Source organism: Chryseobacterium sp. (genome assembly GCF_022712095.1).
Taxonomy (GTDB): domain Bacteria; phylum Bacteroidota; class Bacteroidia; order Flavobacteriales; family Weeksellaceae; genus Chryseobacterium.
The window spans coordinates 1-15,708 of record NZ_JALAHD010000204.1; the positions used below are offsets into that span (position 1 = coordinate 1).

Consider the following 15,708-nt stretch of genomic DNA (forward strand, 5'->3'; position numbering starts at 1 on the left):
AACAAATGTTAGTTAGTTTTTATGGATTTTTCAGTTGAATATTTAAAGTTGGATCAATTAAGGGATTTACAGTCTAAAAGATTAGTGAACTTAATTGGTTACCTTGAGCAGAAGTCAAGCTTCTATCAAGAGAAATTTAAAGCAGCTGGAATATCTTCACAAGACATTAGATCAATTGAAGATATTACTAAACTGCCGATTACTTATAAGCAAGACTTAAGAAACAATTATCCTTTTGGATTGTTTACGGTTCCAAAACATGAACTTCAGAGAATTCACTGTTCCAGTGGAACTACAGGAAGGCCGACAGTGGTGGGATATACGAAAGAAGATGTTGATCTTTTCAGTGAGGTGGTCGCAAGATCATTGAATGCTGCCGGAGCTCAGCCCGGAATGCAATTACACAACGCTTACGGATACGGAATCTTTACCGGAGGGCTAGGACTTCATTATGGAGCTGAAAAGCTAGGCATGAGTGTTTTGCCTATCTCAGGTGGGATGACGACAAGACAAGTGGATTTAATCATGGATTTTAAACCTGAAGTGATCTGCTGTTCCCCTTCCTATGCTTTAACAATTGCAGATGAGTTTGCGAGTCGGGGAATTTCCGGAGACGAAATCAGTTTAAAATATGCTGTATTAGGTTCGGAACCATGGACTGAGATTATCAGAGGACATATTGAAAACAGATTGGGACTGGATGCAACCAATATCTATGGGCTTAGTGAAATTATTGGTCCCGGAGTTTCCATGGAAGACTGGGAAGAAAAAGGAGGAGCCTATATTTGGGAGGATCATTTTTATCCTGAAATATTAGATCCTGTGACCCAGGAACCTGTTCCGTTTGGAGAAGAAGGGGTATTGGTAATTACTACTTTAACTAAAAAAGCAATGCCGCTTTTACGGTACTGGACCAATGATATTACCAGTCTTTATTACGATAGCAACGCCAAAAGAACTATGGTGAAAATGAAACCTATTCTTGGACGAGCAGACGATATGCTGATCGTAAGAGGGGTAAATGTATACCCAAGTCAGATTGAAGAAGCGTTTTCTCATGTAAAAGGAGTAGTACCAAATTATTACCTGACTCCGATTGAAAAAGAACATATGTGTGTGGCCTTGGATGTAGATGTGGAAATAGATGATCTGTTTGTAAAAGAACAGCGTTTACCAATCAATAGTGATGAATACAGTGCATTTATCAATAAATTTGAAAGAAGCGTAGAGAATGAAATTAAGAGAAGGGTAGGAATTACCACTAAAGTGAAGATTCACTCTCAGGATGCTTTGCCTAAATGTGAAGGAGGGAAAATTAATAGAATATTAAAGCAGAAATAAAGTTTACAATAGTATCATGACAAGAAAAATTGTGGAAATATTACAATACAACTTAAAAGAAGGTACAGGTAAAGATTTTCATCAGATAATGCAAGAAATAAGTGTTCCTTTGCATGCTCGCCATTCTATTGAAGTTATATTCTACGGAAATTCCCTTCACAATTTGGATTGTTACTGTCTCATACGTGCCTTTGAGAATGAAGAAAAAATGAATTCGGTTCTTGAGGATTTTTATTCTGGGAGCGATTGGAGGAATGGGCCACGAGAGGATATAATCAGTAAAATTGATAACAGTATAAAATCAATTATATCATTGCCTCTGAGTGCGGTGGAAGAACTTAAAGGTAGTAAGGCGGAGGATTTTATTAAGTATTAAAAGAAATAGAGATATAAAACAGAAATGAATTCATTTTATAAACTAAAGACCGTAAAGGTTAAGAAAGATACCCATGATGCCGTAAATGTAGCGGTGGAAATTCCGGAGGAACTGAAAGATAAGTTCAGGTTTAAGCAAGGACAATATGTTAATTTCCGAATGATGATCGATGGAAATGAAGAAAGACGTTCCTATTCTATCTGTAATGCTCCAAGCGAAAAAAGTAACACATTGGAAGTATTGGTTAAGCTTCTGGAAGGGGGAAAGGTATCAGGATATTTCAATAATACACTTTGTGAAAATGAAGTATTGGAAGTGATGCCACCGATGGGAAGTTTCAACACGACTTATCATCCGGCCAATACTAAAACATATATTGGTCTGGCTGCGGGCAGTGGTATTAGCCCTATTCTTTCCAATTTAAAAGAAAGCCTTTATCAGGAACCTAAAAGCAATGCTTACCTGTTCTATAGTAATAGAAGCATGGAGCATGTGATGAAAAAGGAGGAAATTGAAAAACTGGTTCAGGATTTCAACGGAAGATTAAAAGTAGTTTACTTGGTGAGTCGTGAGAAACATGAAGATCCTGTTTTTGAAGGAAGAATTTCTCCGGAAAAACTAGATCAGCTGTTTGAGAGATATACCGATATTAATGTTCAGGATTCTACTTATTTCATTTGTGGACCTGCTGAAATGATCAAAGGTATTTCCGAATATTTGAAAAAAGATAAAAAAGTACCTGCTATACAGGTTTTGTATGAATACTTCACCGCTCCTGATGAAGAAGGTTCGGAGGAGATGAGTGATGAATTCAAAGCCATAGCCAATATTGAAAGTATGGTAACAGTAATTATCGATGATGATGAATACTCGTTCCATTTAAATTCAAAGAAAGAAAGTATTTTAGATAAAGCATTGAAAGATCAGCTTCCTGTTCCTTTTGCCTGTAAAGGAGGAGTTTGCTGTACGTGTAAGGCACAGGTCTTAGAAGGGGAAGTTTTCATGGAGAAGAACTTTGCACTTACCGAGGAAGAAGTAGCCAAAGGTTATGTATTAACATGTCAATGTCACCCGACTACGAATGTGGTGATGCTTAATTATGATGTTTAATTAATCGATTTGATAATGTGGCAATTTGAAAATTCAACAGTTTCAGAAGATTTTCAGATTGTATTATTTTCAAATTATTCAAATTAGAAAAAATGGATTTAGAAAAATTTGTTCAATACGTTCAAGAAGAAAACAAGGTAGAGCCAAAAGATGTGATGCCTGAAGATTACAGAAAGTTATTGGTTCGTCAGATTTCACAGCATGCACATTCTGAAGTAGTGGGAATGCTGCCGGAAGCAAACTGGATTTCAAGAGCACCTTCTTTAAGAAGAAAAATGGCTCTTTTAGCGAAAATTCAGGATGAAGCAGGTCACGGATTATATCTGTATGCTGCTACTGAAACATTAGGAAACGGAAAACTAACAGCAGACAGAGATACTACTTATAATGATATGCTAAGTGGAAAAGCTAAGTATTCAAGTATATTTAATTATCCTGCTCTTAGCTGGGCTGATATAGGAACGATCGGTTGGTTGGTAGATGGAGCAGCAATTATGAACCAGGTTATGCTTATGGGAAATTCTTATGGTCCTTATTCAAGAGCGATGGTAAGAATCTGTAAAGAAGAATCTTTTCACCAAAGACAGGGGTATGAAATCTTAATGGCACTTTGCCGTGGAACAAAAGAGCAGAAAGAAATGGCTCAGGAAGCATTAAACCGTTTCTGGTGGCCGGCTTTAATGATGTTCGGACCTAATGATGAGCACTCTCCCAACTCAAAGATTTCTATGAATTACAGAGTAAAACGTGAAAGTAATGACAGCCTTCGTCAGAGATTTATTGATGTTACTGTTCCACAAGCTGAATTTTTAGGACTAACAGTTCCTGATGAAAATTTGAAGTGGAATGAAGAAAGAGGTCATTATGATTTCAGCGAGCTTCCTTGGGAAGAATTCAATGAAGTATTAAAAGGTAATGGACCTTGTAATAAAAAAAGATTACAGACTAAAGTGAAAGCACAGGAAGAGAATGCCTGGGTAAAAGAAGCAGCCGTAGCTTTTGCTGCAAAACAGGAAAAAGTAATCTAAATATATAATCAACTAAGTTTAAAATATAATAATTCAAAAGATGAGTCAATTAGATATGTGGGAAGTGTTTATCCAAACTAAACCGGGAATGTCCCACAAACACGCAGGAACAGTACAGGCACCAACAGCAGAACTTGCATTACAGAATGCAAGAGATGTTTATACAAGAAGAATGGAAGGGACAAGCCTTTGGGTGGTTCCAAGTAAATATATTGTAAGCTCGGAAGGTATGGAACAGGATGCATTTTTTGATCCGGCTGATGACAAATTATATCGTCACCCTACTTTTTATAATATTCCTAATGATGTAAAAAATATGTAAGATGAACGCATTATATAATTATCTGTTAAAACTGGCTGATGACAGCCTTATTATGGGTCAGAGATTATCTGAATGGTGCGGAGAAGGACCTTATCTTGAAGAAGATATTGCTCTGGTAAATGTTGCATTAGATGAACTGGGACAAGCTAATAATTTTTATCAGTATGCTTCAAGAATTGCTGATAACGGCACAACTGAAGATGATATAGCTTTTCTAAGATATGAACCTGATTATGTGAACGCACACTGGGTAGAACTTCCTAATGGAGACTATGCTCAGACTGTTCTTAAAGTATACGTATTCGCTGTATATCAGAAATTGTTATATCAGGCTTTATCTGAATCAGCGGATGAAGATCTGTCAGCGATTGCCCAGAAATCATTAAAAGAAGTGAAGTACCATTATACACATGCTTCTTCATGGATGAATATTTTTGCACAAGGTACGGAAGAAAGTAAAAAACGTCTTACCAATGCTATTGAAAATATCTGGGAATATACGAAAGGATTATTTGCAAAAGTAGAAGGAGAAAGCGAATTAAGTGCTTTAAATGTAGTACCTAATGCTGATGAATTATATCAGCAGTTCATCTCCATTACAGAAAAAGATTTCCAGGAATTCGGATTGGAGTACCCTGCAAAAGATCACTTTATGCAGCCTAGATCCAGAACCGGATATCATACAGAATACTTCGGATATATTCTTTGCGAATTACAATATATGCAGAGAGCTTATCCTGGATGTACATGGTAATATTAATGTAACTGATCCTAAGCTCAGCATCTGCTAAAAGGGTTGTTACATTCATACATTGTTAAATTGTTATATTAATTCAACATTGAATAATTTAATAAACATACTAAAAGAGATTCCCGATCCGGAAATTCCGGTAATCAATATTGTGGAGCTGGGTATCGTAAGAGAAGCAACACCTACAAGTGACAATACCTGCGAGGTGGTGATTACTCCTACTTATTCTGCCTGTCCTGCAATGTTTAATATCGAAGAAGATATTATCAAGCTGATGAAGGAAAACGGATGGGATGCAAAGGTGGTTACCAAAATGTTTCCGATATGGACAACGGACTGGTTAACCGATGAAGCGAGAGAAAAGCTTAGAGTATATGGCATTACACCTCCTGAGAAAGGAGCGGATGAGCATCATATAGGAAAACCAAAAAAATGTCCGCGTTGTGGATCTATGCATACAAAACAGATCAGTAGGTTTGGTTCTACATTATGTAAAGCCTCCTATCAATGCTTGGATTGTCTGGAGCCTTTTGATTACTTTAAATGTCATTAGAAATGATTAACTTTAGTGAAATTAACATTAAAGTAATTATTTATCATTAACTTATTAATAACCAATCCAGTATGTATACACAACTTGATATTGAGTCACACTTTGACGGAAAACTGAAAATTGCTTATCTGAACCAGCCTGCAACCATGAATGCACTTACAAAACCCTCTTTAGCTGAGCTAAAAGATTTTGTACATTCATGCAGTGAAGACCCAACAGTACGATGTGTGGCAATTTCCGGTAGAGGAAAAGCTTTCTGCTCAGGGCAAAACCTTGATGAAGCATTTACCGTAGGAAAAGAACATCACGATCATGACATCATCAGAAAAATTGTAGTGGATTATTATAATCCTTTGGTAATGGAAATTACCCGTTGTAGAAAGCCCGTAGTTGCTTTGGTAAACGGACCGGCTGTGGGAGCGGGAGCAATGTTGGCTCTTATTTCAGACTTTGTACTGGCTCATGAAAGTTCTTATTTTTCTCAGGCGTTTTCTAATATCGGGTTGATTCCTGATACAGCCGGAACTTATTTCTTACCTAAACTTTTAGGAAGACAGCTTGCTAATTATTTAGCATTTACTGGAAAGAGATTACCAGCTTCGGAAGCCAGATCTTACGGATTGGTAGCTGAGGTTTTCAGCGAAGAAGAATTTATTCCAAAATCTATGGAAGTATTGGAAAAGCTTTCCAATATGCCTACAGCAGCTATTAAGCTGACTAAAAAGGCGTTTGCACATTCTTATGACAATACGTTAAAGCAACAGCTTGAGTTGGAAGCAGACTTACAGCAGGAAGCTTCGGAAACAGAAGACTTTTTAGAAGGAGTAAATGCTTTTTTACAAAAAAGAAAGCCTGACTATAAAGGAAAATAGAATTTTAAATAATTAATCACAGGGATAGTTTTGAATTTTCAAAACTATCTTTTTATAAGAAATAGTAATATGAATGTAGGAATTATTGGGGCTGGAACTATGGGCGTAGGTATTGCCCAGGTTGCAGCAACAGCAGGCTGCGAAGTTGTTTTATATGATGCGCAGTCACCGCAGATAGACAAAGCACTGGCCGATCTGGAAAAAACACTTCAGAAGCTGGTTGAAAAATCTAAAATTTCTCAGGAAAAAGCAACCTCCATAAGAAACAATATTAAGAAAGCTGAAAATCTGCAGGATTTAAAAAATTCTAATTTAGTGATTGAAGCGATTATTGAGAATAAAGAAATTAAAACTAAAGTTTTCACAGAACTTGAAACCTATGTTTCTGAAAACTGTATCATAGGTTCCAATACATCATCCATTTCCATTACTTCATTAGGTGCACAACTAAAAAAACCGGAACGGTTCATAGGAATTCACTTCTTTAATCCGGCTCCTTTAATGCCATTAGTAGAAGTTATTCCTTCATTATTAACCGGAAACTCTTTGCCGGAAAAAATATATAACCTGATGAAAGATTGGGGGAAAGTTCCGGTTATTGCTAAAGACATTCCAGGTTTCATTGTAAACAGAATTGCACGTCCATATTATGGAGAAGCTATAAGAATAGTAGAGGAAAATCTGGCGACTCCTGAACAGGTAGATGAAGCGATGAAAAGTTTAGGGAACTTTAAAATGGGACCCTTTGAATTAATGGATCTGATCGGTATTGATGTGAACTTTGCAGTAACAACTACTGTTTACAAAGACTATTTCTACGATCCGAAATATAAACCGTCTTTATTACAACAGCGTATGTCCGAAGCCAAACTTCACGGAAGAAAAACCGGAAAAGGTTTCTATGATTACAGTGAAGGAGCAGAAAAACCTGTTGCTCAAAAAGATGATGCATTATATCAGTATATCTTTTTAAGAATCATTTCAATGCTTATCAATGAGGCAGTAGAAGCAAAAAGATTGGGAATAGCGGTTGATGAAGATATTGAATTGGCAATGCAGAAAGGTGTTAATTATCCAAAAGGACTATTAGGCTGGGGAAAAGAAATCGGATATTCCAAAATATCTGAAACCCTTCAGAATCTTTATACGGAGTATCAGGAAGAGAGATATAAACAAAGTCCTTTATTAAGAAAATTAAATTAAAAATGAGCTAATGTGACGATTTGAAAATGGATAGTTTCATAAATTTTCAAATTGCCATATTTTCAAATTAATCAATTGGATATGACACCAAGACAAGTTGTAGATTATATGATGGAGAAAGATTATTTCTCCCAGTTTTTAGGAATAAAGATTATAGATATTCAGGAAAATTATTCTCTAATAGAAATGACTATCACCAAACAGATGCTGAATGGATTGGGTACTGTACATGGAGGTGTAACCTTTGCTTTTGCCGACTCTGCTTTTGCATTTTCTTCCAATAACAGTGGAGATGCTGCGGTAGCCCTTAGTGTAACCATTAATTTTACAAAGGCAGGAAGAGAAGGAGATGTTTTCAGAGCAGAAAGCCGACTCATTAATAATACCAGAAAAACAGCTCTTTACGATATTAATATTACCAATCAGAATAATGAGTTGGTCGCTAAGTTCGTAGGAACAGTTTATAAAGTAGGGAAAAAAGTGACTGAATTATAAATTAATATAACAATATAATAGTGTAACAATCTAGCAATGTACCGTTCGTTGATAACACCGGATTTTCATTCTGAATATAGCGAAGAGTCTCATTGGTAAATTGTTATACTCCTCCACTATTAAAAATTAAAAAATGAACAACGTATATATAATAGACTATATAAGAACTCCTGTTTCAAAACTACAGGGAGGATTATCAGAAGTAAGAGCGGATGATCTTGCAGCAACTGTTATTAAAGAAATAGTAGCAAGAAACCCTGGGGTTCCTGTAGACGAAATTGAAGATGTTATTTTCGGATGTGCGAATCAGGCGGGAGAAGATAACCGTAATGTAGCGAGAATGGCTCTTTTACTGGCCGGGCTTCCTTACAAGATCGGAGGAGAAACCGTAAACAGACTTTGTGCATCAGGAATGTCGGCTGTAGCTAATGCTTTCAGATCGATTGCGGCAGGTGAAGGTGATCTTTATATTGCAGGAGGGGTAGAACATATGACACGCTCTCCTTATGTAATGTCAAAACCTAGTGTAGCTTATGGAAGAGACAGCCAGATGTTTGATACCACTTTTGGATGGCGTTTCATTAACCCTAAAATGAAAGAAATGTATGGTGTTGACGGAATGGGAGAAACAGCAGAAAACCTTGCTGATTTGCACCATATCAGTAGAGAAGATCAGGATAAATTTGCTCTTTGGTCCCAGCAAAAGGCAACTAAAGCTCAGGAAAGCGGAAGACTGGCAGAGGAAATTGTAAAAGTTGAAATTCCTCAGAGAAAGGGAGATCCCATTGTTTTTGAAAAAGACGAATTTATAAAACCTACAACTACACTGGAAGTTCTTGGAAAACTTCGTCCGGCTTTCAGAAAAGAAGGAACTGTAACAGCCGGTAATGCTTCAGGAATGAATGATGGGGCGGCAGCTCTTATTCTGGCAAGTGAGGAAGCTGTGAAAAAATACGGATTAAAGCCTAAAGCCAGAATTTTAGGATCTGCCGTAGCAGGAGTAGAACCCCGAATTATGGGAATTGGTCCTGTAGAAGCCACTCAAAAAGTATTAAAAAGAGTAAATCTTTCTCTGGATGATATGGATATTATCGAGCTGAATGAAGCTTTTGCCGCTCAGGCTCTGGCAGTAACCAGAAGTTTAGGATTAAAAGACGATGATTCAAGAATCAATCCGAATGGAGGAGCAATTGCTATCGGACACCCTCTTGGAGTTTCCGGAGCAAGGATTATTGGTTCTGCGGCCATAGAGCTTCAGAAACAAAACAAAAAATATGCTTTGTGTACACTTTGTATCGGAGTGGGACAGGGTTATGCAATGGTTATTGAAAAAAATGTAACAATCTAAAAAATGTAACAGTGTAGCAATATAGATATTAGTATTATTCGGATGTTTTTCAGGCTGGTACATTGGCAAGCTGTTATATTATTACACTGATACATTGTTAAATTTAAAATGAATTTTATGAACATCTATTCATATCATGGGATTCGTCCTGTTATCAAGTCTTCTGCCTATATTCATCCACAGGCAGTGATCATAGGGAATGTAGAAATCGGCGAAGAAGTTTATATCGGACCTAATGCCGTAATCCGTGGAGATTGGGGAAAGATCATCATAAAAGATGGAGCGAATGTTCAGGAGAACTGTACACTTCATGTATTCCCGAATATTGAAACCATTTTAGAAGAATCAGCACATATTGGTCATGGAGCGATTATTCATTCCGGACATATTGGTAAAAACTGTCTGGTAGGAATGAATTCCGTTGTCATGGATAAAGCGGTAATAGGGGATGAATGTATTATCGGAGCCTTAGCTTTTGTACCGGCTAATTTTACCTGTGAACCCAGAAAACTCATTGTAGGAAGTCCTGCAAGAATTATCCGTGATGTTTCTGATGATATGATCCACTGGAAAACGGAAGGAACAAAACTATATCAGGAGTTAGCCAGAGAAGGTAAAGAAGCTATTCTTCCCTGTGAGCCTTTCTCTGAATATGTAGAGCAGACCCCGACTAAAACAATTGACTATAGTATCTGGGCTGATTTGAAATAAATAAAATAAACCTGGTAATGTAATATTTAGTACAATATCAACTTTAGAGCATCTTATTGTTACACTATTACATTGTTATATTATTAAAAGATATTAATTATGGAAAAACTAAAAAACTATATTTACGGACAATGGGTTGAAGGAAACGGAAACGGAGTTCCTTTATACAATGCCGTAACAGGGGAACAGGTGGCTGTTTCCGACACGGAAGGCCTTAATTTTGAACAGGCTCTTGATTATGGAAGAACAGTAGGATATAAAAATTTATCATCCATGACTTTCTATGACCGTGGAGAAATGCTTAAAAAAGTAGCTCTTTATCTTCTTGAAAGAAAGAAAAAATATTACGAATTATCATATAAGACAGGAGCAACCCATGTAGATTCATGGGTGGATATTGAAGGAGGCTTTGGAACGTTTTTTACCTATTCGGGGTTAGCAAAAAGAATGCTTCCTAATACTACTTTCTGGGTAGACGGAGATACTCAGAAGATCTCCGCCAACGGGACTCACCTAGGAACTCATATTCTGACACCAAGTGAAGGGGTATCCATTCAGATCAATGCATATAACTTTCCGGTTTGGGGAATGTTGGAAAAACTGTCTACTTCATTATTGGCAGGTGTACCATCCATTGTAAAACCATCTCCTTTTGGTTCCTATTTAACCCATGCGGTTTTCCAGGATATGATTGAAAGTGGAGCTCTTCCTGAAGGAGCTGTTCAGCTGGTGTGCGGTGAACCCGGAAATATTCTTGATTATGTACAGGATGGGGATTCAGTATTATTTACAGGATCGGCAGGAACAGGTAGGAAACTGAAATCTTTACCATCTGTTGCGGGAAATGCGGTTCGTTTCAATATGGAAGCAGACTCATTAAACTGTTCTATTCTTGGATTGGAAGCAAAACCGGGAACTCCTGAGTTTGATCTGTTCATTAAAGAAGTCCGTAATGAAATGACTTCAAAAGCAGGTCAGAAATGTACCTCCATCCGTAGAATTATCGTTCCTGAGCATTTAATTGGAGATGTTCAGAATGCTTTATCCAAAGCGTTAGATCAGACTAAGATAGGAAACCCGTTAAACAGGGAAACAAAAATGGGATCCCTTGTCGGAAAACAGCAATACGATGAGGTTCTCAGAAAAGTAAACATATTAAAATCAGAAACAGAGCTTGTTTATGATGGAAAACAAGAGCTTATAGATGCCGACTATGAAAAAGGAGCATTCATGAGTCCTAAATTATTCCTGAATGACAAGCCTTTTGATAAAAATGTTTCCCATGAAGTGGAAGCTTTCGGTCCTGTTTCTACTTTAATGCCATACAAAGATGCAGAAGAAGCGGCTGCTTTGGCAAAAAGAGGAAAAGGAAGCTTAGTAGGATCGATTGTTTCCTACGATGATAAGTTTGTTGCGGAAACTTCTTGGAAAATGGCTTCACAGCATGGAAGAATTTATGTATTAAACAGAGATAATGCGAAAGAAAGCACCGGACATGGTTCACCACTTCCTACTTTAATGCATGGAGGTCCCGGTAGAGCAGGAGGCGGTGAAGAGATGGGCGGTTTAAGCGGATTGCACTTCTTCTTGCAGAAAACAGCTATCCAGGGGTCACCGGATATCTTAACGGCTATTACAAAAATTTATCAGCAAGGGGCTGAGAAAAAATATTCAGATAAACATCCGTTCCAGAAGTATTTTGAAGAAGTAGAAGTAGGAGACTCTTTGGAAACAGCAGGAAGAACGGTTACAGATGCAGACATCGTTAACTTCTCTAATGTATCCTGGGATCATTTTTATGCACATACAGATGCTACCAGTTTAACCGGAACTATTTTCGATAAAACGGTTGCTCATGGATATTTCATCCTTTCGGCGGCTGCAGGATTATTTGTTTCAGGTAAAAAGGGACCTGTAATTGCCAATTACGGATTAGAAGACTGTAGTTTCTTTAAACCGGTTTATGCAGGAGATACCATTACTGTTTATCTGACCGCAAAAGAAAAGATCAACAGAGGGGTAAAAGGAAGAAATATTCCTTCAGGAGTTGTGAAATGGTTGGTTGAGGTAGTTAATCAAAGAGATGAGGTTGTTTGTGTGGCTACTATTTTAACGTTGGTGGCGAAACAATCACCTTTCATTGATTTGAATCCAAGGACAATTGAGAAATTACTTAAAGGTTTAACGGAAAAGACTGAAGCTAAATGGGGTAAAATGTCTCCACAGCAGATGGTCGAGCACTTGGATGAAACAGTTTTATTCAGTATTGGAGAACCGGAGGTGGAAAAATGCTATACACCTGAAGAAAATCTGGAAAAATATCAGGATTCTCTGTATAATCACAGAAAGATGCCGAAAGAATTCCCGGCACCGTTTTTACCTCAGGACGGAAGTCTTCCTCCGTTAAAGTATAAAAATCTGGATGCAGCAAAACAGGCCTTTATTGAGAACTTCAAAAAATATGTTGTTTACTATAAGGAGAACCCACATGCAGAGCATTTACATTTTGTATTTGGAAAACTGAATAAAGAAATGATGGAACTGATGCACAGAAAGCATTTTACCCATCACTTCGATCAGTTCGGACTTCTGTAATCTGGATATGATTAATGATATTAAAGGAGCCGGAATTGGCTCCTTTTAAATACTAAAGGATGGAAAATAAAACTTTTGCAGATCGTGTTATTGAATTCAACACAAAGCTTATTTATTCAGGAAATCTTCCTGGAGATTTCAAGGTTTTAAATCCATATCTGGACAATCCTGAAACGATGGAGGTTATGGGCAAGTTTTATCATCAATACTATTCAGATGTTGAAAAAAGAAAATTTATCATTGGTATCAATCCCAGTCGTCATGGAGCTGGTGTAACGGGAGTTCCTTTTACAGATACAAAACGGCTGGAAAGTGTTTGTGGTATTAAAATGAAATCTGCTTATACCCATGAAGTTTCTTCAGTTTTTATCTATGATATGATTCAGGAATATGGGGGAGTTCAGGAGTTTTATAAAGACATTTATATTAATTCACCTTTTCCTTTAGCTATTGTAAGGAAGGCCAAAAATGGAACATGGCTCAATGCTAATTATTATGATGATAAAGAATTATTCAAAGATGTAAAAGGTTTTATGATTGAAACTTTGAAGAAACATATCAGTTTGAATCTGGATACGTCGGAAGTATTTGTCCTGGGAAAGAAAAATGCAGAATTTATCAGCAAACTTAATCAGGAAGAGCAGATGTTTGAAACCATTACTGTTTTGGAACATCCAAGATATATTCAGCAATATAAATCCAAAGAAAAACAATTGTATATAGATAAGTATATTTTAGCTTTAAAAAAATAATATAATTGAGAGAGATAATTGAATCTAGAATTATTCTCTATCTTCAATCTGAATATGAAATCCTTTCCTGAAAATATAAAGTTTAAATATAACTGGCGGAGCTATCAAGAGAAATTTGTTCATAATTTGGATGAATATTTTACAGATAATCATCTTCATGTAGTGGCGCCGCCTGGATCAGGGAAAACAGTTTTAGGGCTTGAAGTTATGTTACGGCTTAATAAGCCCACACTGATTGTGACACCTACATTAGCCATAAGGGATCAGTGGGTTAAACGATTTACAGAACTCTTTTTACAAACAGATAAAGTTCCCGGATGGATTTCAACCGATATCAAAAAACCTGCTTTTGTTACGGTAACGACTTATCAGGGAGTACATGCAGCCTGTAACAATCTGAAAGATGAAGATGAATCAGAATCTGAACAGTCTTCTAAATATAACTTCTCCGAACTTCTGAAAAAACTACAATTACAAAATGTAGAAACTTTTATCCTTGATGAAGCTCATCATTTGAAAAATGCATGGTGGAAAAGTTTGATGGATTTAAAAAATGAAATTAATCCTAGTATTGTAGCTTTAACGGCTACCCCACCTTTTGATGTTTCTCCTTTTGAATGGCAAAAGTATTTAGAATTAAATGGTCCGGTAGATATGGAAATTTCAATTCCTGAGCTTATGATAGAAGAGGATTTGTGTCCACATCAGGACTTAGTTTTTTTTACATTACCCACTCTTGAAGAAAAAAAGAAGATAGAACATTATTATCTCGGAGCTCATAAGTTCTTTGAAGAAATTATAAAAGATGATATAATTTTGAATTTCATTGAGGACCTTTCAGTTTATTTAAACCCGGAAGAAAACTTAGAATGGATTTACACTAATATTTCCTCTTATACTTCTGGATTGGTTTATTTGAATTTCAGAGGAAAAAATATTCAGGACATCCATTTCAAGGTTATTGGAGATCAACAGAAATATGTCCCTGAGTTTGATTTTTTCTGGCTGGAAGAACTATTGGATTTTTATCTATTTGTAAATGAAGGACCAATTACAGAACATCGCCTTAATCTTGAAAATCGATTAAGAAGATATGGTTTTATAGAAAATAAGAGAATAAGTTTTTTTGAAAACAAAAATTTGAATCAGGTATTAAATTCCAGTATTGGAAAGCTTCAGGGAATACAGGATATCACAGAGTTTGAATATTCCTCTTTGGGAAAGAATCTTAAAATGGTTATTCTTACTGACTTTATCAGCAAAGAATATTTGAGTGATACTACTGAAAATAATTTTGTCCTTGATAAAATTGGTGCTATTCCTATCTTCGAAAAATTGAGAAGAGAAAATACTGAAGAAAAGAAAATAGGTGTATTGACAGGAAGTATTGTAATTCTTCCTGAATGTGCGCGGTACCTCTTTAATGAATTTTGTTTGAGATGTAAGGTTGAAAATGTAAAAACTTCTTCATTGCCTTATGACCAAAATTATTTTAGTGTTCATCTTAGTGATAATATCAAACATGATGTAGTTCATTTAGTCACTGAAATTTTTCAGGAAGGAGAAATTCAGGTTTTAATAGGGACTAAATCACTTTTAGGAGAAGGATGGGATGCCCCTAAAATGAATACATTGATTTTAGCAAGTTTTGTAAGTTCTTTCGTTCTTTCTAATCAAATGAGGGGAAGAGTTATCAGAACACATAAAGAAAAGCCTGATAAAACTGGAAATATATGGCACTTAGTATGTTTTGATGAAAATAGTGAATCTGGAGGAACAGATTTGGAGATGATGAAGAAAAGGTTTAAAACCTTTGTAGGAGTTTCTAATAATGATCACCCAACTATTGAAAATAATTTTGAAAGATTAAATATTAAACTTTTTAAGAGTGTAAATGAGATATCCGAGGTAAACAAAAATTCATTTTCTTTTGCCAAAGATAGAGCAAAATTAGAAGGTCGTTGGAAATCAGCATTAGAGAAAGGAAATATTTTGGTAGAAGAAATATTGATTCCAGGAAACTATGATGGAAAAGTTGAAGAAATGAAAATGACTTATCTCAAAAAGATGAAGAATAATTTTTCTGTAATTATCTTTTCCTCTTTACTGATGTTTTGGAGGGATTTTTTAGGTAGTCTATTAAAATCTATACAGTCTATCCATTCATGGGCAGGATTTTCAAAGTTTGCTTTGGTATTTGGAGGTGTTGGAGTTATAGTTTATGGGAATAAATTTTATAAAGCTTTAAAGC

General features: G+C 36.2%; 15 protein-coding genes. All 15 read left to right on the top strand.

The window, feature by feature from the left end:
• The first annotated feature begins 21 nt into the window (after positions 1-21).
• Positions 22-1,341, top strand: coding sequence for a phenylacetate--CoA ligase (locus Q0A18_RS10480; RefSeq protein ID WP_292010098.1), 1,320 nt, complete (start codon positions 22-24; stop codon positions 1,339-1,341).
• A gap of 16 nt (positions 1,342-1,357) precedes the next feature.
• Positions 1,358-1,717 (top strand): hypothetical protein, encoded by a 360-nt coding sequence (locus Q0A18_RS10485; protein WP_292010099.1) that lies wholly within the window; start codon positions 1,358-1,360, stop codon positions 1,715-1,717.
• Between the two features lie 24 nt (positions 1,718-1,741).
• Positions 1,742-2,827, top strand: a complete 1,086-nt coding sequence (locus Q0A18_RS10490; RefSeq protein WP_292010100.1) for a 2Fe-2S iron-sulfur cluster-binding protein — start codon at positions 1,742-1,744, stop codon at positions 2,825-2,827.
• 92 nt (positions 2,828-2,919) lie between these two features.
• Positions 2,920-3,855 carry a 1,2-phenylacetyl-CoA epoxidase subunit PaaA gene (gene paaA / locus Q0A18_RS10495; protein WP_292010101.1) on the top strand — a complete coding sequence of 312 codons (936 nt, stop codon included), beginning with the start codon at positions 2,920-2,922 and terminating at the stop codon, positions 3,853-3,855.
• A gap of 40 nt (positions 3,856-3,895) precedes the next feature.
• A complete protein-coding gene (paaB, locus tag Q0A18_RS10500; RefSeq protein ID WP_292010102.1) occupies positions 3,896-4,177 on the top strand; it encodes a 1,2-phenylacetyl-CoA epoxidase subunit PaaB in 282 nt (93 codons plus the stop codon).
• Between the two features lies 1 nt (position 4,178).
• Positions 4,179-4,931, top strand: coding sequence for a 1,2-phenylacetyl-CoA epoxidase subunit PaaC (gene paaC, locus Q0A18_RS10505; RefSeq protein WP_292010103.1), 753 nt, complete (start codon positions 4,179-4,181; stop codon positions 4,929-4,931).
• An 85-nt stretch (positions 4,932-5,016) separates the two neighbouring features.
• The gene (gene paaD, locus Q0A18_RS10510; RefSeq protein ID WP_292010104.1) at positions 5,017-5,481 is read left to right on the top strand and encodes a 1,2-phenylacetyl-CoA epoxidase subunit PaaD; all 465 of its coding nucleotides are present in this window, start codon (positions 5,017-5,019) and stop codon (positions 5,479-5,481) included.
• A 71-nt stretch (positions 5,482-5,552) separates the two neighbouring features.
• Positions 5,553-6,353, top strand: a complete 801-nt coding sequence (locus tag Q0A18_RS10515; protein WP_292010105.1) for an enoyl-CoA hydratase-related protein — start codon at positions 5,553-5,555, stop codon at positions 6,351-6,353.
• 54 nt (positions 6,354-6,407) lie between these two features.
• Entirely contained in the window at positions 6,408-7,556 is a 1,149-nt protein-coding gene (locus Q0A18_RS10520) for a 3-hydroxyacyl-CoA dehydrogenase NAD-binding domain-containing protein (protein ID WP_292010112.1), read from the top strand.
• A gap of 81 nt (positions 7,557-7,637) precedes the next feature.
• Positions 7,638-8,051, top strand: a complete 414-nt coding sequence (gene paaI, locus Q0A18_RS10525; protein ID WP_292010106.1) for a hydroxyphenylacetyl-CoA thioesterase PaaI — start codon at positions 7,638-7,640, stop codon at positions 8,049-8,051.
• 133 nt (positions 8,052-8,184) lie between these two features.
• A complete protein-coding gene (gene pcaF / locus Q0A18_RS10530; RefSeq protein WP_292010107.1) occupies positions 8,185-9,399 on the top strand; it encodes a 3-oxoadipyl-CoA thiolase in 1,215 nt (404 codons plus the stop codon).
• A gap of 117 nt (positions 9,400-9,516) precedes the next feature.
• Entirely contained in the window at positions 9,517-10,110 is a 594-nt protein-coding gene (locus Q0A18_RS10535) for a transferase hexapeptide repeat family protein (RefSeq protein WP_292010108.1), read from the top strand.
• A 99-nt stretch (positions 10,111-10,209) separates the two neighbouring features.
• Complete coding sequence (gene paaZ, locus Q0A18_RS10540) at positions 10,210-12,705, top strand: phenylacetic acid degradation bifunctional protein PaaZ (RefSeq protein ID WP_292010109.1); 2,496 nt, start codon at positions 10,210-10,212, stop codon at positions 12,703-12,705.
• Positions 12,706-12,764: 59 nt separating this feature from the next.
• A complete protein-coding gene (locus Q0A18_RS10545) occupies positions 12,765-13,457 on the top strand; it encodes an SMUG2 DNA glycosylase family protein (RefSeq protein ID WP_292010110.1) in 693 nt (230 codons plus the stop codon).
• A gap of 54 nt (positions 13,458-13,511) precedes the next feature.
• The coding region (locus Q0A18_RS10550) for a DEAD/DEAH box helicase family protein (protein ID WP_292010111.1) at positions 13,512-15,708 on the top strand (2,197 nt) is incomplete at its 3' end.

Coding starts and splice junctions, on each gene's coding strand:
- paaA (WP_292010101.1), top strand. CDS start 2,920: ATGGATTTAGAAAAATTTGTTCAATACGTTCAAGAAGAAAACAAGGTA.
- pcaF (WP_292010107.1), top strand. CDS start 8,185: ATGAACAACGTATATATAATAGACTATATAAGAACTCCTGTTTCAAAA.
- Q0A18_RS10485 (WP_292010099.1), top strand. CDS start 1,358: ATGACAAGAAAAATTGTGGAAATATTACAATACAACTTAAAAGAAGGT.
- Q0A18_RS10535 (WP_292010108.1), top strand. CDS start 9,517: ATGAACATCTATTCATATCATGGGATTCGTCCTGTTATCAAGTCTTCT.
- paaI (WP_292010106.1), top strand. CDS start 7,638: ATGACACCAAGACAAGTTGTAGATTATATGATGGAGAAAGATTATTTC.
- Q0A18_RS10490 (WP_292010100.1), top strand. CDS start 1,742: ATGAATTCATTTTATAAACTAAAGACCGTAAAGGTTAAGAAAGATACC.
- Q0A18_RS10480 (WP_292010098.1), top strand. CDS start 22: ATGGATTTTTCAGTTGAATATTTAAAGTTGGATCAATTAAGGGATTTA.
- Q0A18_RS10515 (WP_292010105.1), top strand. CDS start 5,553: ATGTATACACAACTTGATATTGAGTCACACTTTGACGGAAAACTGAAA.
- paaB (WP_292010102.1), top strand. CDS start 3,896: ATGAGTCAATTAGATATGTGGGAAGTGTTTATCCAAACTAAACCGGGA.
- paaC (WP_292010103.1), top strand. CDS start 4,179: ATGAACGCATTATATAATTATCTGTTAAAACTGGCTGATGACAGCCTT.
- Q0A18_RS10545 (WP_292010110.1), top strand. CDS start 12,765: ATGGAAAATAAAACTTTTGCAGATCGTGTTATTGAATTCAACACAAAG.
- paaZ (WP_292010109.1), top strand. CDS start 10,210: ATGGAAAAACTAAAAAACTATATTTACGGACAATGGGTTGAAGGAAAC.